This window comes from Mesorhizobium sp. M0139 (genome assembly GCF_040322455.1).
Taxonomy (GTDB): Bacteria; Pseudomonadota; Alphaproteobacteria; order Rhizobiales; family Rhizobiaceae; genus Mesorhizobium.
Genome location: NZ_JAMYTN010000018.1, coordinates 39,195 through 60,403, shown reverse-complemented (window position 1 = coordinate 60,403; position 21,209 = coordinate 39,195). Strand labels below are relative to the sequence as shown.

General features: G+C 63.4%; 19 protein-coding genes. 5 read left to right on the top strand and 14 right to left on the bottom strand.

All coding sequences use genetic code 11. The features are described from left to right. The 9 genes from NKJ58_RS26265 to NKJ58_RS26225 all read right to left on the bottom strand — a co-directional run bounded on the left by NKJ58_RS26265 (window position 1) and on the right by NKJ58_RS26225 (window position 10,611). The gene (locus NKJ58_RS26265) at window positions 1-426 is read right to left on the bottom strand and encodes a proton-translocating transhydrogenase family protein (RefSeq protein WP_032885960.1); all 426 of its coding nucleotides are present in this window, start codon (window positions 424-426) and stop codon (window positions 1-3) included. After that, window positions 426-1,703, bottom strand: a complete 1,278-nt coding sequence (locus NKJ58_RS26260; protein ID WP_352854141.1) for a Re/Si-specific NAD(P)(+) transhydrogenase subunit alpha — start codon at window positions 1,701-1,703, stop codon at window positions 426-428. Before NKJ58_RS26260 ends, NKJ58_RS26265 begins: the two co-directional genes overlap by 1 nt. Before the next feature lie 101 nt (window positions 1,704-1,804). Further along, window positions 1,805-2,029: an aa3-type cytochrome c oxidase subunit IV gene (locus NKJ58_RS26255; RefSeq protein ID WP_023671340.1), complete on the bottom strand. Its 225-nt coding sequence runs from the start codon at window positions 2,027-2,029 to the stop codon at window positions 1,805-1,807. A 164-nt stretch (window positions 2,030-2,193) separates the two neighbouring features. After that, window positions 2,194-2,343, bottom strand: a complete 150-nt coding sequence (locus NKJ58_RS26250; protein WP_023671341.1) for a DUF3096 domain-containing protein — start codon at window positions 2,341-2,343, stop codon at window positions 2,194-2,196. Between the two features lie 99 nt (window positions 2,344-2,442). Further along, window positions 2,443-3,213 (bottom strand): N-acyl amino acid synthase FeeM domain-containing protein, encoded by a 771-nt coding sequence (locus NKJ58_RS26245; protein ID WP_023683521.1) that lies wholly within the window; start codon window positions 3,211-3,213, stop codon window positions 2,443-2,445. A 167-nt stretch (window positions 3,214-3,380) separates the two neighbouring features. Further along, window positions 3,381-5,696, bottom strand: coding sequence for a putative bifunctional diguanylate cyclase/phosphodiesterase (locus NKJ58_RS26240; RefSeq protein WP_023714564.1), 2,316 nt, complete (start codon window positions 5,694-5,696; stop codon window positions 3,381-3,383). 91 nt (window positions 5,697-5,787) lie between these two features. Continuing rightward, a complete protein-coding gene (locus NKJ58_RS26235; RefSeq protein ID WP_352854138.1) occupies window positions 5,788-9,258 on the bottom strand; it encodes an indolepyruvate ferredoxin oxidoreductase family protein in 3,471 nt (1,156 codons plus the stop codon). A 221-nt stretch (window positions 9,259-9,479) separates the two neighbouring features. Continuing rightward, the gene (locus tag NKJ58_RS26230; RefSeq protein ID WP_023729725.1) at window positions 9,480-10,010 is read right to left on the bottom strand and encodes a hypothetical protein; all 531 of its coding nucleotides are present in this window, start codon (window positions 10,008-10,010) and stop codon (window positions 9,480-9,482) included. Further along, window positions 10,003-10,611: a CGNR zinc finger domain-containing protein gene (locus NKJ58_RS26225; RefSeq protein ID WP_023815968.1), complete on the bottom strand. Its 609-nt coding sequence runs from the start codon at window positions 10,609-10,611 to the stop codon at window positions 10,003-10,005. The genes NKJ58_RS26230 and NKJ58_RS26225 overlap by 8 nt, the downstream gene beginning before the upstream one ends. 89 nt (window positions 10,612-10,700) lie before the next feature. Here NKJ58_RS26225 and NKJ58_RS26220 point away from each other — a divergent pair, with 89 nt between their 5' ends. The 4 genes from NKJ58_RS26220 (at window position 10,701) to NKJ58_RS26205 (ending at window position 15,246) form a co-directional block, all read left to right on the top strand. Continuing rightward, window positions 10,701-11,606: a branched-chain amino acid ABC transporter permease gene (locus NKJ58_RS26220; protein ID WP_023683518.1), complete on the top strand. Its 906-nt coding sequence runs from the start codon at window positions 10,701-10,703 to the stop codon at window positions 11,604-11,606. A 197-nt stretch (window positions 11,607-11,803) separates the two neighbouring features. Continuing rightward, entirely contained in the window at window positions 11,804-12,409 is a 606-nt protein-coding gene (locus tag NKJ58_RS26215; protein WP_023815967.1) for a TRAP transporter small permease subunit, read from the top strand. Beyond that, window positions 12,406-14,184 carry a TRAP transporter large permease gene (locus NKJ58_RS26210; protein ID WP_352560059.1) on the top strand — a complete coding sequence of 593 codons (1,779 nt, stop codon included), beginning with the start codon at window positions 12,406-12,408 and terminating at the stop codon, window positions 14,182-14,184. Before NKJ58_RS26215 ends, NKJ58_RS26210 begins: the two co-directional genes overlap by 4 nt. 33 nt (window positions 14,185-14,217) lie before the next feature. Next, on the top strand, window positions 14,218-15,246 hold the full coding sequence (locus tag NKJ58_RS26205) for a zinc-dependent alcohol dehydrogenase family protein (RefSeq protein WP_023683515.1): 1,029 nt from the start codon (window positions 14,218-14,220) through the stop codon (window positions 15,244-15,246). A 251-nt stretch (window positions 15,247-15,497) separates the two neighbouring features. Here the strand turns inward: NKJ58_RS26205 and NKJ58_RS26200 are convergent, their stop codons facing one another. Next, window positions 15,498-16,607: a TRAP transporter substrate-binding protein gene (locus tag NKJ58_RS26200; RefSeq protein ID WP_023671351.1), complete on the bottom strand. Its 1,110-nt coding sequence runs from the start codon at window positions 16,605-16,607 to the stop codon at window positions 15,498-15,500. Window positions 16,608-16,901: 294 nt separating this feature from the next. Between NKJ58_RS26200 and NKJ58_RS26195 the strand changes: the two genes are divergently transcribed. Next, the gene (locus NKJ58_RS26195; protein WP_023703661.1) at window positions 16,902-17,675 is read left to right on the top strand and encodes a gamma-glutamyl-gamma-aminobutyrate hydrolase family protein; all 774 of its coding nucleotides are present in this window, start codon (window positions 16,902-16,904) and stop codon (window positions 17,673-17,675) included. A gap of 10 nt (window positions 17,676-17,685) precedes the next feature. Here the strand turns inward: NKJ58_RS26195 and NKJ58_RS26190 are convergent, their stop codons facing one another. From NKJ58_RS26190 to NKJ58_RS26175, 4 genes are all read right to left on the bottom strand, one after another. Further along, window positions 17,686-18,096, bottom strand: coding sequence for a hypothetical protein (locus tag NKJ58_RS26190; RefSeq protein ID WP_023683514.1), 411 nt, complete (start codon window positions 18,094-18,096; stop codon window positions 17,686-17,688). Window positions 18,097-18,178: 82 nt separating this feature from the next. Then, window positions 18,179-19,162, bottom strand: a complete 984-nt coding sequence (locus NKJ58_RS26185) for a 2-hydroxyacid dehydrogenase (RefSeq protein WP_023746556.1) — start codon at window positions 19,160-19,162, stop codon at window positions 18,179-18,181. After that, entirely contained in the window at window positions 19,159-20,181 is a 1,023-nt protein-coding gene (locus NKJ58_RS26180; protein WP_023671355.1) for a LacI family DNA-binding transcriptional regulator, read from the bottom strand. The genes NKJ58_RS26185 and NKJ58_RS26180 overlap by 4 nt, the downstream gene beginning before the upstream one ends. 67 nt (window positions 20,182-20,248) lie before the next feature. Further along, complete coding sequence (locus NKJ58_RS26175; protein WP_352519693.1) at window positions 20,249-21,133, bottom strand: DMT family transporter; 885 nt, start codon at window positions 21,131-21,133, stop codon at window positions 20,249-20,251. Window positions 21,134-21,209 lie beyond the last annotated feature (76 nt).

The window sequence follows — 21,209 nt, the reverse complement described above, 5'->3', positions numbered from 1 at the left end:
CTACCGGTCCTTCTTCTTGTACATGGCCAGCATGCGCTGGGTGACCAGGAAGCCGCCAAAGATGTTGACCGAGACCAGCATCAGCGCGACGAAGCCGAAGCCGGTGGCAATGCCGGAGGCCGAGATGCCGACGGCCAGCAGCGCGCCGACGACGATGACCGAGGAGATGGCGTTGGTGACCGCCATCAGCGGCGTGTGCAGCGCCGGCGTCACCGACCAGACGACGTAGTATCCGACGAATATCGCAAGTACGAAGATGGCGAAGCGGAAGACGAAGGGATCGATGGCGCCGCCGGACAGTGCGTGCGCGGCATCGCCCGCCGCATCGGCGCCACCGGGCGCGTTGGCCAGGTTCTGCACAGCCAGCCGGACGGCGGCACTTGCCTGGTCGAGCTGATCGAGGGCTTTCTGCAAGGTCTGATCCATCACGCGATCCCCTTCGGCTTGGCGGCGGACTTGCCGGCGGTGGCTTTGTCGGACGCCTTTTTCGGTGCAGCCTTCTTCGGCGTGGCATCAGCCACCATGGTCTCGGCCGGAATGGCCGCCGGTTCGACATGGGGCTGTTCCGCCGCCTTGGCGAAGGCTGTATGCACCACGCGGCCAGCGTCGGTCAGCATCGTCGCCTTGACCAGATCGTCTCCGCGGTTGATGGCGAGCGTCTTGCTGGTCTTGTCGACCAGCGTCTCGAGGAAGGCGAACAGGTTCCTGGCGTAGAGCAGCGAGGCCGATGCGGCGACGCGGCCGGGCACGTTGAGGTGGCCGACGATTTTCACGCCATTGGCCGTGGTCACCACCTGGCCTGCAACCGCGCCTTCGACATTGCCGCCGCGCTCGACGGCGAGGTCGACGATCACCGAGCCCGGCTTCATCGAGGCGACCATCGCCGCCGACACCAGCTTCGGCGCCGGACGGCCGGGGATCAGCGCCGTGGTGATGACGATGTCCTGCTTGGCGATGTGCTCAGCGGTGAGCGCTGCCTGCTTGGCCTGGTACTCCTTCGACATTTCCTTGGCGTAGCCGCCGGCGGTCTCGGCCGCCTTGAACTCCTCGTCCTCGACGGCGAGGAACTTTGCCCCAAGCGACGCCACCTGTTCCTTGGCGGCGGGACGAACGTCGGTGGCGGTGACGACAGCGCCGAGACGGCGCGCCGTGGCGATCGCCTGCAGGCCGGCAACGCCGACGCCCATGATGAAGATCTTCGCCGCCGGCACGGTGCCGGCCGCAGTCATCATCATCGGCAGCGCGCGGTCATACTCCGATGCGCCGTCAATCACGGCCTGGTAGCCGGCGAGATTGGCCTGCGACGACAGCACATCCATCGACTGGGCGCGGGTGATGCGCGGCATGAATTCCATCGAGAAGGCGGTGACCCCAGCCTCGGCAAGCGCCGCGACCGCGGCATCATTGCCGTAGGGATCCATGATGGCGATGACCGCCGCACCCGATTTGTAGCCCTTCAGCTCGGCGTCGGTCGGCCGGCGCACCTTCAGCACCACATCCGCCCGGCTCGCATCCGAAGCCTTGCCGATCGCGGCACCCGCCTTGGCGAACTCCTCATCGGGGATGCGCGACCTGGTGCCGGCGCCCGTCTCGACGGTGACGTCGAAGCCCAGCGCCGCCAGCCGCTTCACGGTATCGGGCGAGGCCGCGACACGAGGCTCCCTGGCATCGAGCTCGCGAGGGATGAAAACCGTCTGTCCCACCGCATGATCCTTTCGGCTGGAACCTGTTTGCGCAAGAGTGCGGCTTTGCGAAAGAGTGCGGCCGGATGTCCGGCTACGCCCTTGGCAAGGGTCTGAAGAGACTATCGGAGAATGAAGGCGCCGAGGGCGAGGATCAGCACGAACAGGATGGTCGCGGAGAAGAAGCCGCCTGCGAAGAAGCCGAAAGCCATGGCCAGGAGCAGGGCGCCGCAGAACAGCGAGCCGTATTTGGCCAGCGCCAGAAAGCCATGATAGGTGCGGTCATGTTCGGCATAGTCCATCTTCGCGCCCAGTTCGACAGGACCGGTCGGCGTGTGATCAGCCATAGGAATACCCCTTCGAAGACATCTTTGAGGCACATAGCGAAAAGCCGGGCCAAGAGCAATGGCGCTATTGCCGCACGACCAGTGACAACAGCCTCAAAGGAATGTTGAAAGCCGGCGGTAGGGCTTGTCGCCGGCCTAACGTCGAACGTTGAGGGTTTTGCGTTTCAACCGGCCAGATGCGGAAACAGCCCGAGCAGCCCAATGACGATCAGATAGAGCGCGACGATGTAGTTGAGCAGCCGCGGCATCACCAGGATCAGCACGCCGGCAATCAGCGAGATCAGCGGGGTCAGTGCTAGCTCGGGAATATGCATGTCGGTTCCTTTCTATGGCCGCGTCGGCGTCATCCAGAACGCGGAAGCGGCGGGAAAGCTCCAGAGTTCGCGTGCCGAATTACGCAGGCTTCAGTGGTGTCAGGCGGCTTCGCGGAAAAACTTGGCGGTGGGCAGGATGGTTAGCGGTGCGAGTTCGCCGCTCTTGGGGCGTTGGAAGAGCATGCGCTGCTCGAACGCCGTGGAGTTGAAGAACGGGAAGCGATCCAGCGTCGCCTGCATGTTTTCGGAGCACTTCGACTGGAACAGATGCACGGGAACGGTGAGACCGGGATAGATGCGCGGGGGCACCGCCTGCTCGGAACGGAAGATGCGATGATAGAAGCCGGCATGCTCTTCCTTGACCGCCGTCAGGCAATATGTCGGTTTGAAGTGGCTGCAAGCTACGACCGCAAGCCTGAGCGTCACGTAGGGCAGCACGCGCAGGCTGGTCGACCACTCGATATCGGCAGCGAAACGGCTTGGATCGACGAACGTCTCGCCAACTGCCAGCCGCCGCGCCAGCGTGTCGCCGAACACGGCGGTGCTGGGGGAAACAGGGTATTTCGCGCAGGCGTAGTGGATTCTGATGGTGCTGACCAGAACACCATCGAAGAACACGCCAAATCGGTAGGAATTGCGCAGATCGTCGAAGTCGTCCTTTACCATACGCGAGGCATCGGGCTTCACCATGCCAGCATGAAGGTAGGATTTGTAGCGAAGTCGATAGATGGCTTCCAAATCCTCGGCACCGTCGCAAAGGCGATACTCGACGTGCTCCAGGACGTCCATGATATGACGAGAAAACACCGAAGGAGACTGAGCGGTGGCCCTAGAAGCCACCAGAGGCATACCTGCTAGCTGAGTTTCCATTGTTACCCTCGTGCCGTCGCAACTAAACCATACCGGACGACCGAATGAACAAGAAGATGAAACTCTAATCGTCTGTGTTTACCGAATATTAACGTTAACAATAGGTTAACGTTTTGGCAATTCACAGCTTTTTTGACGGCTTTCAAGCGCGATTTAAAGGTTGGGCTTCATGTGGTCGCGAGTTTGGCGACGGGCCGCAATTCCGCGGCGAAGGGCCAGGTCACATTGGACATCGTTTCGATGCCGGACGCGCTGAGAGCTGCGCCGAAGAGGAAGCCCTGGACGAGATCGGGTTTCACCGAATGCACCAGGATCTTCAGCTGTTCGAACGTTTCCACACCTTCGATGGTGACGGTCAGCCCGAGCACGCGGGTCAGGTCGACGATGCCCTTCAACAAGTCGAGCGAACGCTTGTTCTGGGTCACGTCCATCAGGAACGAACGGTCGATCTTGATCTTGTCGAGCGGCAGCTTGTGGAGGTAGCTCAGGCTTGAATAGCCGGTGCCGAAATCGTCGAGCGCGATGCGCACGCCAAGCTGCTTCAGTTCCTCGATATACTGGCGCGTCAGCGATTTGTCGTCGAGCAGCGCGGTTTCGGTGACTTCGATCTCGAGGCGGCCGGCGGCGAGCCCCGAAGTGGCAAGCGCGTCGCGAACCTTCTGGACGACGTCGCGGCTGCGGAAATCCTTGGCCGAAAGGTTGACCGAGACGCTGGTCTGTGCGGGCCATTTGGCGCATTCGGCGCAGGCCGCCGCGAGCACGAAGGTGCTGATCTCGGAAATGATGCCCATTTCTTCGGCCAGCGGAATGAAGACGCTGGGCGAAACCGGCCCAAGGTCGGGATGATCCCAGCGGCACAGCGCCTCGCAGCTGGCGATGCGCATGGTGTTCATCGCCACGATGGGCTGATAGACCACCCGCAAGGCCTTGCCTTCGACCGCCGTGCGCAGGTCGGCCTTCATCATCTGGCGGTTGCGGAACGCCGCATCCATCGCCGCCTCGAACAGTCGCCAGTTGTTCTTGCCGAGTTCCTTGGCCTTGTAGAGCGCCAGATCCGCCTTGACGATCATGGCGTCGACATCGGTGTCCTCGACCCTGGACAGCACGGCGCCCGCGCTTGCCTGGATGCGCAGGCTGTGACCAGCGACATCGACTTCGCCCTGCAGATCGGCAAAGATCTGGTCGAGCAGGCCGGTCAGATGGCTTTCATCCTCGACGCGGTCGAAGAAGATCATGAACTCGTCGCCGCCGAAACGGCTGACATTGACGCCTTGCCCGGCGACGGCCGCCAGTCGCTCGGCAACGGCATAGATCAGCCCATCGCCGACCGGATGGCCAAGTGTGTCGTTGACGCTCTTGAAATCGTCGAGATCGAGCACCGCCAGGGCGCACAGCCGGTCGCGGCTGCCCGACGCCATGGCCTCGCCGACGAGCTCATGGAAATAGGCGCGGTTCGGCAGGCCGGTGAGGCTGTCATAGCGCGCCATGAAGCGGATCTTTTCTTCGGACTCGACGCGGGCGGTGACGTCCTCGAACGTGATGACGCCGAGGTCCTGATTGCCCTCGCGGGCCGAGAACTCGTAGTGCTGGCCATTGGAGAAGGAGACCAGCACCTTGCGGTCACGGCCTTCGCGCAAGGCGCGCGTCAGCTGCGCTTCGACATAGCGGCAGTCTTTCGGCGCCAGCATGCCGCCCGCAACGCCGCGCAGGAGCAGCGAATGGATCGACCGCCCGAGCAGCTGGTCGGGCGAGCGCAGCGACATCAGATGCGCTGCTTCGGCATTGCCGACCACGACCTTGCCGTCGGGTCCGAGCATGACCAGGCCATGCGACATGGTGTTGAGTGCGCGGTTGAAGCGCTGCGCGATTTGCCTCGCCTGCTTATGCCCGACCACGGCCGAGAACAGCACGTTGCGCACATGGTCGGCACTGCCCTTGATGATGAACATGAACGGGATGATGAGCAGCCCAAGCACGACACTGGGGATGTCAAACCTGAGGATAAGGGCTGCTGCGATCGGCCCGACGAAGGTTACCGCGAAGATCGTGACCATGCGGGGCGAGCCGTAGTTTCGGCCTACGACCGTGACCAGAGAGCCAAGCGTTATGGCGAGCGCTGCGATCTCGGCATACGCATCCGAGTAGACATAGATCGAAATGAAGCAGAACAGGCCCAGCATCAGCCCCTGGATGCTGCCGTTCAGGATATATTCGCGCTCCCATCGTGTCGCATCCAAGGCATCGTGGATGGAACCACCCAGGCGATGGAACCGCCGCAAGCTGAAATACCGCCAAACGCCGATGCCAAGCAGTGCTCCGGCAAGAACCAGGAAGACAGGCTGGCCGTTGCGCCAATAGACCATAAGACTGGCGGTTGCGTGGCAAAGCGCGCCAATGACCAGCATATGCGCGTTGTCGAACAACGAGCGCACAAACTGGATATAAACATCCACAGGGATGTTATCGGTCTTTGTTCTGCCCATTACTGGCGCCCAACTGAACCACAGCCTTGGCATAGTCCCATTAAAAAACCTTTAGCTCGCGCTGAAGGGCCTGTTTTTCCGGCCCTTTTGGCTACTCAGCGGCTTGTAATGCGCTTGGCTGCACCGGCAACTTGAATCGTTCAAGAAGGCGATTTCGTTCATCCGCCGCCTTTTCGGCGCTGGCCTGCCTCACATGGCCGTAGCCGCGAATGAGCGCCGGCACCGAGGCAAGGGCGATGGCGGCCTCGATCCTGCCTGGCGCAAGGGCCTTGGCGACAAGCTCCAGATCGGCCTCATAGCGGGCCAGAAGCTGCCGCTCGATGCGCCGCTCAGTGCTGTAGCCGAACACGTCGAAGGCCGTGCCGCGCAGGCCTTTCAGCGCCGCCAGCAGGCGAAATCCCTTCATCATCCACGGGCCGAAGCTCGATTTCCTCGGCTTGCCGTCATTGCCGCGCCTGCCCATGATCGGTGGCGCCAGATGAAATTCGAGTTTGTCGTAGCTCTGGAACTGTTTTGAGAGCTCCATAGCGAAGGAGCCGTCGGTGTAGAGCCGCGCCACCTCATATTCGTCCTTGATCGCCATCAGCTTGAACAGGTTTCTGGCGGCGGCCTCGGTCACCGCGGTCGAGCCAGGCACGGCCTTGGCCTCGGCAGCACGCAAAACCGCCAGCTTCTCGGCATAGCGCCTGCCATAGGCGGCATTCTGATAGGCAGAGAGGAAAGCGACGCGGCGGGCGATGATATCGTCCAGCGTCTCGGCGATCTCAGTGGCCTTGCCCGGCTGCGCGATGAGGCCGCGCACAAAGTCCGGCTGATGCGCGGCGCGCCGGCCCCAGCGGAACGCGGCGATGTTCATCGCCACCGCCTCGCCGTTCAATTCGATTGCTGTTTCAACGGCTTGCGCCGACAGCGGCAGCCCGCCATGCTGGAAAGCGAAGCCGAGCATGAACATGTTGGCGCCGAGCGAATTGCCGAACAATTGGGTGGCGGTGCGCGTGGCGTCGAAGAAATGCGTCTTGTCTTCGCCTGCAGCAGCACGGATCGCCTTCTTCAGGCGCTCGATCGGCAGCGAGAAATCGGCCGAACGGGCGAATTCGCCGGGCATGATCTCGGCGGTGTTGGCGAGGAAGATGGTATGGCCTTCGCGCACCGCGCCAAGCACCTTCTTGGCGCCGGACACGACAAGGTCGCAGCCGAGTACCAGGTCGGCCTTGCCGGCCGAAACGCGGATCGCGTGGATGTCGTCCGGCGTGCGGGCGATGCGGACATGGGTGAACACCGAACCGCCCTTCTGGGCGAGGCCGGCCATGTCAATCATGCCGCAGCCCTTGTCCTCGAGATGGGCGGCCATACCGAGCACAGCACCTATGGTGACGACGCCGGTGCCGCCGACGCCGTCGATGATCGCCGCCCAACCCTCGCTACCGAGCGGGAATTCGGCTGGCACCGGCACGCCGTCAAGCGGGTCGGAGCGCCCGGCAATGCCTTCGGCCTTCCTGATCTTGGCGCCGTGCACGGTGACGAAGGACGGGCAGAAGCCGTTGACGCAGGAGAAGTCCTTGTTGCAGCTCGACTGGTCTATTCTGCGCTTGCGGCCGAACTCGGTTTCGACCGGCTGGATCGAGACGCAGTTCGATTGCACCCCGCAATCGCCGCAGCCCTCGCAGACCAGTTCGTTGATGAAGACCCGCTTGTCGGGATCCGGGAAGGTGCCGCGCTTGCGGCGGCGGCGCTTTTCGGCGGCGCAGGTCTGGTCATAGAGCAGCACCGAGACGCCCTTGACGTCGCGCAACTCGCGCTGGACGAGGTCGAGGTCGTCGCGGTGGTGGATGGTGGCGCCGGAGGGGAATTCGGCCTTTCCTGCATATTTGTCCGGCTCGTCGGTGACGATGGCGATGCGCTCGACGCCTTCGGCGCGCACCTGCCTGGCGATCATGTCGACAGTCAGGCCGCCTTCATGCGGCTGGCCGCCGGTCATGGCGACGGCGTCGTTGTAGAGGATCTTGTAGGTGATGTTGGCATCGGTCGACAGCGCGAAGCGGATCGCCAGCGTGCCGGAGTGATTGTAGGTCCCGTCGCCGAGATTCTGGAAAATGTGGCCGCGCTTGGAGAATGGCGCCTGGCCGACCCATTGTGCGCCCTCGCCCCCCATGGCGGTGAAGCCGACCGTGTTGCGGTCCATCCACAGCGCCATGAAATGGCAGCCGATACCGGCGGCGGCGATCGAGCCGTCGGGCACCTTGGTCGAGGAATTGTGCGGGCAGCCGGAGCAGAAGAACGGCGTGCGCGAACCGATATCGCTGGTGTCGGCAAGCATCGCCTGGAACTGGCGCAGCTTCGCCACCTTGGCAGTGATCTCTTCCGAAGGGCCGATTGTGCGCAGGATGCGCTCGCCCAGCGCAATGGCGATCTCGTTGGGGTCGAGCGCGCCCTTGGCCGGGAACAGCCAGTCGCCGCGCTCGTCCTTCTTGCCGACGATCGCCGGCTGGGTGGCGGTGCCGTAGAGGTTTTCGCGCAGCTGCACCTCGATCAGCGAGCGCTTCTCCTCGACGACGACGATGGTGTCGAGGCCGCGGGCGAATTCGGCGATATGCTGCAGGTCGAGCGGCCATGGGCAGCCGACCTTGAACAGGCGGATGCCGATGCGGCCGGCGGCGGCCTCGTCGATGCCGATGTCTTCCAGCGCCTGGCGGACATCGAGATAGCTCTTGCCGAGCGTGATGATACCGAGCTTCGGCGCCCGGCCGCCCGAATAGACGATGCGGTTCAGGCGGTTGGCATGGATGAAGGCGGACGCAGCGGCGCGCTTGTATTCATGCAGCCGCTCCTCCTGGCCGAGCATGTCGATCTCGTTGCGGATGTTGAGGCCGCCGGGCGGCATATCGAACTCCGGCACGACGATGTTCAGGCGCTCGAGCGCGGCATCGACGGAGGCCGTGGATTCGATGTTGTCCTTGACGCATTTGATAGCCGCCCAGGTGCCGGCGAAGCGCGACATGGCAAAGCCGTAGAGGCCGTAGTCGATGATCTCCTGAACGCCGGCCGGGTTGAGGATCGGCACCATGGTGTCGACGAACAGGAATTCGGTGGCGTGCGCATTGGTCGATGATTCGGCCATATGGTCGTCGCCCATCAGCGCAAGCACGCCGCCATACTTCGACGATCCCGCGAGGTTGGCGTGGCGGAAAACGTCGCCGGAGCGGTCGACGCCCGGTCCCTTGCCGTACCAGACCGAAAACACCCCGTCATGCTTGCCTTCGCCCAGCAATTCCGTCTGCTGAGAGCCCCAGCAGGCGGTGGCGGCAAGCTCCTCGTTGAGGCCGGGCTGGAAAACGATGTCGGCCTGCGCCAGCTGCTTTTTCGCCCGCCACAGCTGCATATCGAGGCCGCCGAGCGGCGAGCCGCGATAACCGGACACGAAGCCGGCCGTGTTGAGGCCGGCCCGGCGGTCGCGCTCGCGCTGCATCAAAAGCATGCGGATGACCGCCTGTGCGCCGGACAGGAAGATGCGCTCCTTACCAAGATCGAACTTGTCGTCGAGCGCGACGTCGTGCAGCGTCATCAGGCATTTCCTCTGCGGAGGCAGCACCGGGGGCGCGCAGCCAACGTAGGAGTGAGATGGCGCAGTCTTTCTCCGCTTGCAAGGCAGGTCAAACGAAATCGAAAGTGCCAGGCAAAGCGCAACGAACGATCCGCTGCCGTCGCGTATCCGGCACGAAATCGGTCCGCGGCGGTTGTCCGGCGACCAGAAATTTCCACGCAGTCGCGCCGGGCTAAGACGCGTCAGCCTTTCGAGCAATCCGGCTTCGGCTCACCCGGCAGCTTGCCGTCGGGATGGCCGGCAAGATCGGGATTGGCCGTATAGAGCTGGTCGACCACCAGCGGCCGGTCGGGAAGGATCGACTGGTCCTCGCTCGACATCAGCGTCGTGTCGATCTTCTGCAGGAACGTGCCGTCAGGACCCCTGATGCTGATCGAAATCGCATAGGGCTTGTCCTTGACGATACAGGTCAGCGCCGGGCTCTCCAGGCTGACCTTGTCGAGCTTCGGCCAGACCTTCTGCTCGACTACCAGGGGAGGGCCGCCGGCCGGATTCTGGAAACTGGCGACCGCAACCTGGCCTTCGCCCATCGGCTGCAGGGGCCGCAGCGTCACGACATAGGTCGCCCGGGCGAGACGGTAATTGAAGACGACGACCTTGCCGGAAACCTCGAACAGCTTGCCGTCGCCGCCGGTGTCGCGGCAGGCGCCAAGCGCAACGGCTGCAATGAGCGCTGCACCGACAAGGATCGAACGAAAAACAACCCTAGGCATTGTTGACCTCATGTGCCGCCGTGCGGCGGCGATAGTGACGGCTTGCTTTCTGGCGGTTGCCGCACACAGCCATATCGCACCAAAGGCGGCTGGAATTGCGGCTCCTGTCGACGAACAGCCAGCTGCAATTGGGACAGATCCTGAGCCTGGCGACCGTGTCGTCGCGCAGCAGCGACAAGGCCGAAACCGCCAGCGCCGCCTCGAACGCGATCGGCGTCGATGGGTCGCCGAACGGTCTACCCGGTGCGCCGATTTCGGCCAGGCTCCGATCTAGGCCGTTGGCGCAGGCCTTGAGAAAAGCGGCGAGATCGCCGGCGGCAAGCGCACCTTTCGACACCGCGCCGCGAAACAGGCGGTCGGTCGTCTCGCGGATCGCCAGCACCACCGGGGCGATGCTGTCCGGCGAGGTCGCCTCCAGCGGTCTGCCGCCAAGCTCGGCACCGCGAAAGCCGCTTGCGGCATCGGCGAAGTGCGCGATCTCGGCCGGATCGTCAAAACGGTCGAAGGTCTTTTCCGGATCGTTGCGCAACACCACGGTGTTGGCCGTATCGAGCGCAAGAATGCCGCCGGTGAAGCGATGTGGGGTCCAAGATACTGTCATATCAGAAATCTAACCCATAAAACGCATTTGACAAGTTAGATTCTACGATGCAAACCTTGGCGCGGGCTCCGGCGCCCGGAAAGCTGTCTATGCTCTATTTCTTCCAGCAGGTGCTGAACGGGCTGCATTCCGGCGCGCTCTATGCGCTGCTTGCCTTCGGCTACGTGCTGACCAACGGCATCCTGCACCGGACCAATCTCGCCTATGGCGCGCTGTTCGCCTTTTGCGGCCAGACGATGATCCTGACCGTGGCCTTCGGCTATCAGGTATTGTGGCTGACCTTGCTGGCGGCAGTGGTGCTCGGCGTCGTCACGGCTTTCCTTTATGCCGCGCTGATCGGCCACGTGCTGTCGCGCAGCGTCTTCGAACCGCTGGCCGACCGCACGCCCAATGCCATTGTGGTGACGACGCTCGGCATCCTGCTGGTGCTGTCGGAAGCAAGCCGTATCGCCGCCGACACGCATGATTGGTGGCTGCCGCCGATGCTGGCGCAACCCATTGTCTTCGCTCAGGATGCCGGCTTCCAGGCGACGCTGACGCTGATCCAGCTCATCGATTGCGCGGTGGTTCTGGCGGCCATCATGCTCGCTGCATGGGCGTTTGCCCGCTCGGGCTTCGGTCGCCGTTGGCGCGCCGTCTCCGACGATCCCAAAGCGGCTGCCATGTGCGGCGTGGACGTGCGCGCAGTGTTCCGGCATGCGGTGCTGTTCGGCGGTTTCTGCGCCGCGCTGGCCGGAATCATGGCCGCCCTTTACTACGGCAATGTCAGCTTCGGCTCCGGCCTCGTCTACGGGCTGAAAATCCTGTTCGTGACGGCGGTGGGCGGCTATCTCTCTCCGCCTCGGGCCGCGCTCGGTGCGGCCGCCTTCGGCATGACGGAGTCGCTATGGGCCGGCTATTTCCCGATCGAATGGCGCGATGGCTGGATGTATCTGTTCCTGGTCGCGGCACTTGTGCTGATCGGTCCCGGCCGCGACCAGCAGAAGATCGCCTGATCGCCGCATCCGCTGTCAGACTTTGGTTGCATGACGCAGCAGCCGGTCGGCACTTATCCCCTGCCTCCCGTCACGACGGCGTTGATCGCGCCCATGCCATGTTGACCCGCCGAACCACGCACGGCATACCGTTGGGCCACAGCGGCGCGACGGAAAATAGGGGAGCCGGCGCGCCTTCGACCTCAGGGAGGAAATGCATGGCAGGGCTGCTCGCTCTATCCAGAACGATCGACCGTATGAACGAGTTCATCGGCCGGTGGATATCGTGGCTGATCCTGCTGGCAATCCTGGTCAGCGCCGCCAATGCCACCATCCGCAAGGTCTTCGACGTCTCGTCGAATGCCTGGCTGGAACTGCAGTGGTACCTGTTCGGCGCCGCCTTCATGCTGGCCGCCGCCTACACGCTGAAACAGAACGACCATATCCGCATCGACATCGTCTACGGCATGTGGTCGCGCCGCGTGCAGCACTGGATCGACCTGCTCGGTCATGTCTTCTTCCTGATGCCGTTCGTGACGCTGATGGTGATCTATTTTGTCCCCTACGTGTCGCTGTCGTTCCGCAGCGGCGAAATGTCGAACAATTCCGGCGGCCTGATCATCTGGCCGGCCAAGGCAATCCTGCTCGTCGGCTTCTTCCTGCTGGCGCTGCAAGGCATCTCCGAGATCATCAAGAAGATCGCCATCATGCGCGGCGACATGGACGATCCCAATCCGTTCATCTCGGTGCACGAACAGGCCGAGCTCGAGGCTAAAGCCCTTGCTGAAGAGGCCAAGGCGCTCGCCCAGGAGGCGCGCCCATGATCGAGTTCATCGCCCAGAACATGGCGCCGATCATGTTCGCTTCGCTGATCATCTTCCTGCTGATCGGCTATCCCGTCGCTTTTTCACTCGCCGCAAACGGCCTGATGTTCTTCTTCATCGGCGTCGTGCTGTCGCCCTATTCGGGCGGCTCGATCAACCTGGCGTGGCCGCTGCTGCATGCGCTGCCCGACAATTTCTACGGCAGCCGGGTGATGTCGAACGACACGCTCTTGGCAATCCCGTTCTTCACCTTCATGGGCATCGTGCTGGAACGATCGGGCATGGCCGAGGACCTGCTCGACACGATCGGCCAGCTGTTCGGCCCGGTTCGCGGCGGCCTTGCCTATGCTGTGATTTTCGTCGGCGCGCTGCTTGCCGCTACCACGGGCGTGGTCGCGGCTTCGGTCATCGCCATGGGCCTGATCTCGCTGCCGATCATGCTGCGCTACGGCTATGACCGACGACTGGCGTCGGGCGTCATCGCGGCATCCGGCACACTCGCCCAGATCATCCCGCCGTCGCTGGTGCTGATCGTTCTGGCCGACCAGCTCGGCCGTTCGGTCGGCGACATGTATGCCGGCGCGCTGATCCCCGGCCTGGTGCTGACCGGCCTTTACACGCTCTACATCCTGATCATGTCGGTCGTCCGGCCGAACTCGATGCCGGCGTTGCCGCTGGCGGCCCGCACGCTTGGCCACGGCGTGCTGTCGCTGCTCGCGGCACTGCTGGTGGCAGTCGCGGCTTCCTATGCGGCCTATCGCTACCTTGCGCCGGCGCATGGCGACAATGCCGATATCCTTGGCGCCAGCATCGGCGTGATCCTGATCTATATCGTGGCGATCGCCGACAAGGGCCTGAACATCAACATGATGTCCAGGCTGGCGCAGCAGGTGATCATCGTTTTGATCCCGCCTCTGGCACTGATCTTCCTGGTGCTGGGCACCATCTTCCTCGGCATCGCAACCCCGACGGAGGGCGGCGCCATGGGCGCGGTTGGCGCCCTGGCGATGGCGGCAATGAAGGGGCGGTTGTCGCTGGAGGTCATCAAGCAGGCGCTGGCTTCGACGACCAGGCTTTCCTCCTTCGTGCTGTTCATCCTGATCGGCGCGCGGGTGTTCTCGCTGACCTTCTACGGCGTCAACGGCCACGTCTGGGTCGAGCATTTGTTGACGTCGCTGCCGGGCGGCGAAGTCGGCTTCCTGATCGGCGTCAACATCCTGGTCTTCGTGCTCGCCTTCTTCCTCGATTTCTTCGAGCTCGCCTTCATCATCGTACCGCTTTTGGCGCCGGCAGCCGATAAGCTCGGCATCGACCTGATCTGGTTCGGCGTGCTGCTCGGCGTCAACATGCAGACCTCCTTCATGCACCCGCCTTTCGGCTTTGCGCTGTTCTACCTGCGCTCGGTCGCCGCGCGCGTGCCCTATCTCGATCGCCTCACCGGCAAGCAGATCGCGCCGGTGACCACCGGCCAGATCTATTGGGGCGCCGTGCCCTTCGTCTGCATCCAGGTGATCATGATCGGGCTGACCATCGCCTTCCCGCAAATGGTCATGCGCTACAAGGGTGCGGCCGTCGATCCGGGAACGATCGAGATCAACTTGCCTGATATGCCAGGCCTTGCGCCTCTCGGCACACCACCACCAGCCAACGGTAGCCCATCACCCGCGGCGCCACCGTCGAACGATCTCTCGCAGCCGCCGAATTTCGGCGAGACGCCGCCCGCCAAGCCGGCGGCGCCGGCGACCGACCTGTCGCAGCCGCCGAACTTCAACTGATGTGTGAACACTGAGAACCTGAGTGAGGATGTCATGAGAGCCGTGCGCCTGGAAGCCGTGGGCAGCATTGCGCTACGGGAGGTCGACAAGCCTGTTGCGGGACCGCAGGACGTTCTGGTGCGCGTCGAAGCCTGCGGCGTTTGCGGCACCGACCGTCACCTCCTCCACGGCGAATTCCCTTCGAGCCCGCCGGTGACGCTTGGTCACGAATTCTGCGGCATCGTGGAGGCTGTCGGCGATGCGGTTTCCGGCATCGCCATCGGTGACCGTGTTACCGGCGATCCCAACATCTTCTGCGGACGCTGCAGTCATTGCCGAGCCGGCCGCGTCAATCTGTGCAGCAATCTCAGGGCCATCGGCATCCATCGCGACGGCGGCTTCGCCGACTACGTCGTGATGCCGCAGAGCCAGGCCTTTCTTCTGCCTGCGAACCTCAAGCCAACGCATGGCGCCTTCTGCGAGCCGCTGGCCTGCTGCCTGCACGCTGTCGACCTCGCCGGAATCAGACCCGGCGCTGCCGTGGTGGTGCTTGGTGGCGGCGTCATCGGCCTGCTTACCGTGCAATTGGCGAGGCTCGCAGGAGCGGCGACCATCATCCTGTCGACGCGGCAGGCCTCCCGCCGTGCGCTCGCCGAAGAGCTCGGTGCAACGGCGACGGTCGACCCAAACGCGGTCGACCCGATCGAGGCGATCGCCGGCCCAACCGGCCTTGTGCCCGGCGGGGCCGACGTGGTGCTCGAATGCGCCGGTGTCCCCGATACCGTCGAACAATCGATGCGGCTGGCGAAGTCCGGCGGCTCGGTGGTGATCGTCGGCGTGATGCCGCAAGGCGTGAAAGTGCCCTTCGAACCGTTCGACATCCTGTTTCGCGAACTGAAGGTTCTCGGCTCGTTCATCAACCCCTTCACCCACAGGCGGGCGGCGGACCTTGTCGCGTCCGGCGCAATCGAGATCGACAAGCTCATCTCAAGGCAGGTCGGCCTGGAGGAAGCCGCCTCGGTGATCGCCAATCCGGCAGCGCCCGGCGAGGTCAAGGTGTTGGTGGTGCCGGGCATGGAATGAAGGGCAGCCTCAATCCTGCGGCGTTGGCGATTGGCGAAACGGCGATGACCGCGCCCCTCTCCCCGTCACTATACGGGGACAGGATGCCGGCAGGCAGGTGAGGGGTAGCGTCAACGCTCGGAAAAATAAGCTATAATTTCGGGGCGGCTACCAAGCCCAAGGCGATCGATCGCCGAAGTTTGCGCCGCCCCTCATCCACCTGCCGGGACCTTCTCCCCGTATAGTGACGGGGAGAAGGGACAGATCCCAGCCTACAGTTTGCCGTTGCGCTGCTGGACCATCATGAAGGTGTCGTAATTGTACTCGGCCACCTGCGCCCACAGATAGTGCTCCTTGCGGAAGCCCTTGATCGAGTCCCAGATCTTCTTGAACGGTGCGTTGGTGGCTTCCATTTCGGTGTAGACCTCATTGGCCTTCTCGAAACAGGCGGCCATGATGTCCTGGCTGAACGGGCGCAATTTCGCGCCGCCGGCCACCAGCCGCTTCACCGCCGCAGGATTGAGAAAATCGTATTTCTGCAGCATGTTGGCGTCCGCCGCCTGCGCGGCGGTGTGCACAAGCGACTTGTAGGCGGGCGACAGCTCCTCGTACTTGGCCTTGTTGAACAATAGATGGACGGTCGGGCCGCCTTCCCACCAGCCGGGATAATAGTAGTAGGGCGCGACCTTGTAGAAGCCGAGCTTCTCGTCGTCATAGGGGCCGACCCATTCGGCGGCGTCGATCGTGCCTTTTTCCAGCGCCGGATAGATGTCGCCACCGGCGATCTGCTGCGGCACGACGCCGAGCTTCTGCACCACTTTGCCGGCAAAGCCGCCGATGCGCATCTTGAGGCCGGACAGGTCGGCGACGGTGTTGATCTCCTTGCGGAACCAGCCGCCCATCTGCACGCCGGTGTTGCCGCCGGGCAGGCCGAAAAGACCCTGCGTGGCAAGAAACTCGTTGAACAGGTCGATGCCGCCGCCATGATAGTGCCAGGCGTTCATGCCGCGCGCGTTGAGCGAGAACGGCACCGCCGCACCGAGCGCCCATGTCGGGTCCTTGCCCCAATAATAGTATGACACCGTGTGGCAGGCCTCGACGGTGCCGGCAGTGGTGGCGTCGGCGGCCTGCAGGCCGGGCACGAGTTCGCCGGAGGCGAAGACCTGGACCTGGAAATTGCCGTCCGTCGCCTCAGACAGCATCTTGGAGAAGACTTCGGCGCCGCCATAGATCGTATCGAGTGACTTGGGAAAGGATGACGCCAACCGCCACGTCACTTTCGGATTGGACTGGGCGATTGCCGGTGCGGCTAGCGTAGCGGCAGCCGCCGCTGCGCCCACGCCGGTGACCCCGGCCTTGCGGATGAATGAACGACGATCCATGCAGTTCCTCCCTATTGGACCAACAACCGATATCAGGGACATCTCCTCACGTCCGGTATCGATTTGCCCGAAACAATACACGGGCAAAAGGTCGAGTCCAGCATGGTGGCGGGATTTGACGGCGGCGCTGGCGACAAATCCGCGGGCCGGCCGGCCAGCCCGCAACTATAGTCTAACGTTCGCCGCGTGGCCCATGCGAGATGGCGAAACTTGCCATGGAAAAGCGCCTTCGGATCGCCTATTTTGCAGGCACAATAGCTATTCGCTTCGCGCCAAATGGAATCCGGACCCAAAATGCACCAGCCGCTCGTCGCCATATCAACCGACGTCCGTCAGTTCGACAACTACACCTGGCATGCCGTCCCGCAGCAATATATCGAGGCAGCACTTTCCGGCGCCGGCGTGTTCCCGCTTTTGGTGCCGTCATTCGGTGACCGGCTCGACTTCGACGAGCTGTTGTCTTCGGTCGACGGTGTCATGGTCACTGGCTCGAAGTCCAACGTGCATCCATCGCTCTATGGCGGCGACGCCAGCGAAGCCAACGGCCCCTACGACCCGGCGCGCGATTCCACCACGCTGCCGCTAATCCGCAAGGCGATCGAGCGCGGCGTGCCGCTGCTTGCCATCTGCCGCGGCATCCAGGAGTTGAACGTTGCGCTGGGCGGCACGCTTGGCACCGAGATCCAGGAGCGCGAAGGCTCGCTCGACCATCGCGCGCCGGTGAGCGACAACCAGGACGAACGCTTCGCCATTCACCAGACCATTTCGATCAAGCCGGGCAGCTGCCTGGCCGGCGTGTTTGGCGCCGGCGACATCAAGGTCAACTCGCTGCACCGCCAAGGCATCGACCGGCTCGGCTCGAAGCTGCAGGTCGAGGCGGTTGCCGGCGACGGCACGGTGGAGGCAGTTTCGGTGAAGGACGCCCGCGCCTTCGCCGTCGGCGTGCAATGGCACCCCGAATACTGGGTCAAGTCGGACGGCAACTCGGCCAAGATCTTCCGCGCCTTCGGCGATGCGGTGCGCCTGCATGCGGCGGCGAAGGCCGGCGCGCGGGCGGCGGCGGAATAAATCCCGACGATCAATTGCCGGCGGATTGATCCCGTTCGCCGGTTGTCGCCAGCGAAAGCAGCGGCGTGGCCGGAGCGTAGGATTCGTAGCCGTCGCCATCCGCAACCGAGAAGGTGACGATCGGGTCGGTGCCGTCGGCGCTGAACGCGATCGTGCCGTCCTCGCCCTCTCGCCAGAATTTTGCCCGCTCGATCCCCGGCAGCAGCCCGCGGCAGTTCGGCGCCACGGTCAACAGCGACAGGCCATCGTCAATCGCGGCGCCGCGGCTAACCGCGCAGTCGCCTTCGTCGCCATTGGCGACCAGCCTGAAGGTGGTTGCCGGCCTTGCTTCATTGGCCGAACTTTCACTGCTGCCGCCGTGAAACAGCTGAAAGCCGGCGAAAAGTGCCGCTGCCGCAATCAATGCCGGAAGTTTCGTCATCTTGCACTCCGCGCCCCCCGGCGCAGATGCAGAATGATTCCAAAGCGTTAAGCCGACGTTAACGAGTGTGGCAGACAGCCGCTCAGCTTCGTGGCTTGACTTGCGCCGTCTCCGGCACCGGGGTCAGTGGCCGGCGCTCGCTGAACCAGGATACGAGATTGTCGACGCACAGATCCGCCATGGCGCGGCGCGTGTGGTGCGAGGCCGAGCCGACATGGGGCAAAAGCGAGGTGTTGGGCGCCTCCAGCAAAGCCTTAGGCACATTCGGTTCATCGGCGAAAACATCGAGCCCGGCGGCGGCGATGGTGCCGTTGGCAAGCGCTGCGGCGAGGTCTGCCTCGTCGACCGTGCTGCCACGGCCGATGTTGACGAAAACGCCGTTGGCGCCAAGCGCCGCCAGGATTTCGGCATTGACCGCCTTCTCCGTGGAAGCGCCGCCCGGCACTACGGAAATCAGCGTATCGACCGCTTCGGCAAGGCCCTTCAGCGTCGGGTGGTATTCATAAGCCAGACCTTCGACCTTGCGCCTGTTGTGGTAGGCCACCGGCAGCCCGAACGCTTCCAGCCGGCGCGCAATGGCAAGGCCGATGCGGCCCATGCCGAAAATGCCGACATGCCGACCGCGCAAGGTCAGCCGGCTCAGCGGATAGTTGCCCTTCTTCACCCAACTGCCGTCGCGCAGCCATTTCTCGGCGTTGTAAAGTTCACGCACGGTGTTGAGCAAAAGGCCGATCGTGGTGTCGGCGACCTCCTCGGTCAAAACATCGGGGGTGTTGGTGACCATGATGTTTTTCTTGGCCGCATGGCCGGCATCGACCGAATCATAGCCGACGCCGAAGGAGGCGATGAGTTCGAGGTTGGGCAATGCATCCATCAATGCCGCATTGACGCCGGCGAAGGACGCAATGGCGCGCACGTCATGGCGCATCTCGTCGGTGACCAGGGCGGGATCGGCGCGCTCTATCTTGACCCGCTTGAAGGTGCGGTCGATGCGCTCGACCGCATGGTCGTTGAAATGTCCCGGCACCAGAACGGCGACGGTCTGCAACGCATCCGTCTTGGTCATGCACGCTCCACCGGCTTGCCGGTCGACTGGCGCACATGCAGTTCCGGCTTGATCAGTTCCTGTGACGGCCGTACCGCCTGTCCGTTCAATTTGTCGAGCAGCGCGCTGGCGGCACGGCGGCCAACCTCTCGCTGGCCATTCCAGACCGTGGTGAGCGCCGGTGTCGCGATTGCCGCCTCCTCGAGATCGTCATAGCCGGTGACCGATATGTCGGCGCCCGGCACCAGGCCGGCGCGGGCAATGCCGTTCATCAGCCCTATGGCGACGAGATCATTCCAGCAGCAGGCGGCGGTTGGCTTGTCTTTAAGCGCCAAAAACTGTCCAGCCGCCTCGAATCCGCCCTGCTTGGTGCGCGGCCCGGCAATGCGCCAGGACGGCCTGACTTCCAGCCCGGCGGCTTCCATGGCGTTGAGATAGCCCTGGTAGCGGTCGCGCCCGGTCGAGGTCTGGTCGGTGCCGCCGATCATGGCGATGCGCTTGTGGCCGAGCGAGATCAGGTGATTGGTGGCAAGTGCTGTGCCATAGGCATCGTCGCCGCGAAACACCGGCACGTCGGCGCCTTCCACGCTGCGTGCGATCAGCACCGCCGGCAGGCCGTTTTCTTCGGCCATGACGATGTCGGAAGCCGGCGTGCCGATGGCCGGCGACATGATGACGCCATCGGCGCCGAGCTGCAGCAGCGTGTCGATGAAGGTGCGCTGCTTTTCCAGCTGGTCGTAGTGGTTGGACAGGATAAAGGTCTGCCGGCTGCGATCGAGTTCGCTTTCGATGGAGCGCAGGATCTCGGCGAAGAACGGGTTCATGATGTCGTGCACGACGACGCCGACAATCCCCGAGCGCGAGGTGCGCAGTGAGGCGGCGCGGCGGTTGTAGATATACCCGATGGCCCGCGCATGCTCCTTGATGCGGTCACGCGTGGCGCCTGCGACCAGTGGACTGTCGCGCAAGGCGAGGGATACCGTGGCCGTTGAGACGCCAAGCGCATCCGCGATCGTCGAAAGCTTGATCTTTTGTGCCAGCCCTTCGCTCCCCGAGTTTTTTTAAAATTTTTTAAATGCGGCGTTATGCCATCGGATTCGGAGCAAATCAAAGTTTTTTCGCCAGCGCCTCCGCCTCGGCATCGACGGTCGTGCGATTGCGCAGCCGCAAACGGTGCTCGCGATGGATGATGTAAAGGCCGCTGGCGACGATGATGGCTGCACCCACCAGCGTCCAGCGGTCGGGGAACTGGTGGAAGATGATCCAGCCGGACAGGATCATCCAGACCATCTGCGAATAGGGGTACGGCGCCAGCGCCGTGGTGGTCGCCAGGCGGTAGGCCTGCACCAGCAGCCAGTGGCCGCCGGCGCCGAACACGCCCAGCATCACCAGTATGAACCAGTGCCAGCCATCCTGCGGCAGCCCATGCGAGAACGGCAGCATCGGCAGAAGCAGCACGGCCGGCGCCAGCGCTGAAAACAGGATCAGGCTCTCCGAGCTTTCGCTGGCCGACATGCGCCGCGTCATGATGACGTAAAAACTGTTCGACAGCATCGAGCCGAGCGCAAAGAGGTGGCCGACGCCGAACACGCCGACGCCAGGCCTTGTGATCACCAGCACGCCGACAAAGCCCGACAGGATTGCCAGCCAGCGCCGCCAGCCGGCCCATTCACCAAGCAGCGGTCCGGCAAGGGCGGTGATCACCATCGGCCCGAAGAAGTAGATCGAGGTGGTCTCGGCCAGTTGAAGCGTTTTGAGCGCCATGACGTTGCACATCGTCGAGCCGAACAGCAGACCGCCGCGCAGGATGTGGGCCGGCAAATTGTTGGCGCGGAAGCGCGACGGCTCGCGCCAGCCGCGCAGGAAGACGCCGACAAGCAGGACATGGACGGTGAAGCGGGCCCAGGCGACGATCAGCGCCGAGACGCCGGCCAGCACCAGATATTTGCTCGATGTGTCGAGAAAGGTGAAAAAGACATAGGTGGACAGCATGAACAGCATCGCCGCGGGCGGCGTTGCGCTTTCGTCTGATCTTGCGGGAACGTTCAAATGTCAGGCCGGGCAGGGA

Coding starts and splice junctions, on each gene's coding strand:
- NKJ58_RS26215 (WP_023815967.1), top strand. CDS start 11,804: ATGGCAGGGCTGCTCGCTCTATCCAGAACGATCGACCGTATGAACGAG.
- NKJ58_RS26240 (WP_023714564.1), bottom strand. CDS start 5,696: ATGGGCAGAACAAAGACCGATAACATCCCTGTGGATGTTTATATCCAG.
- NKJ58_RS26185 (WP_023746556.1), bottom strand. CDS start 19,162: ATGACCAAGACGGATGCGTTGCAGACCGTCGCCGTTCTGGTGCCGGGA.
- NKJ58_RS26190 (WP_023683514.1), bottom strand. CDS start 18,096: ATGACGAAACTTCCGGCATTGATTGCGGCAGCGGCACTTTTCGCCGGC.
- NKJ58_RS26255 (WP_023671340.1), bottom strand. CDS start 2,029: ATGGCTGATCACACGCCGACCGGTCCTGTCGAACTGGGCGCGAAGATG.
- NKJ58_RS26230 (WP_023729725.1), bottom strand. CDS start 10,010: ATGCCTAGGGTTGTTTTTCGTTCGATCCTTGTCGGTGCAGCGCTCATT.
- NKJ58_RS26250 (WP_023671341.1), bottom strand. CDS start 2,343: ATGCATATTCCCGAGCTAGCACTGACCCCGCTGATCTCGCTGATTGCC.
- NKJ58_RS26195 (WP_023703661.1), top strand. CDS start 16,902: ATGCACCAGCCGCTCGTCGCCATATCAACCGACGTCCGTCAGTTCGAC.
- NKJ58_RS26175 (WP_352519693.1), bottom strand. CDS start 21,133: ATGCTGTCCACCTATGTCTTTTTCACCTTTCTCGACACATCGAGCAAA.
- NKJ58_RS26225 (WP_023815968.1), bottom strand. CDS start 10,611: ATGACAGTATCTTGGACCCCACATCGCTTCACCGGCGGCATTCTTGCG.
- NKJ58_RS26205 (WP_023683515.1), top strand. CDS start 14,218: ATGAGAGCCGTGCGCCTGGAAGCCGTGGGCAGCATTGCGCTACGGGAG.
- NKJ58_RS26200 (WP_023671351.1), bottom strand. CDS start 16,607: ATGGATCGTCGTTCATTCATCCGCAAGGCCGGGGTCACCGGCGTGGGC.
- NKJ58_RS26220 (WP_023683518.1), top strand. CDS start 10,701: ATGCTCTATTTCTTCCAGCAGGTGCTGAACGGGCTGCATTCCGGCGCG.
- NKJ58_RS26265 (WP_032885960.1), bottom strand. CDS start 426: ATGGATCAGACCTTGCAGAAAGCCCTCGATCAGCTCGACCAGGCAAGT.
- NKJ58_RS26245 (WP_023683521.1), bottom strand. CDS start 3,213: ATGGAAACTCAGCTAGCAGGTATGCCTCTGGTGGCTTCTAGGGCCACC.
- NKJ58_RS26210 (WP_352560059.1), top strand. CDS start 12,406: ATGATCGAGTTCATCGCCCAGAACATGGCGCCGATCATGTTCGCTTCG.
- NKJ58_RS26235 (WP_352854138.1), bottom strand. CDS start 9,258: ATGACGCTGCACGACGTCGCGCTCGACGACAAGTTCGATCTTGGTAAG.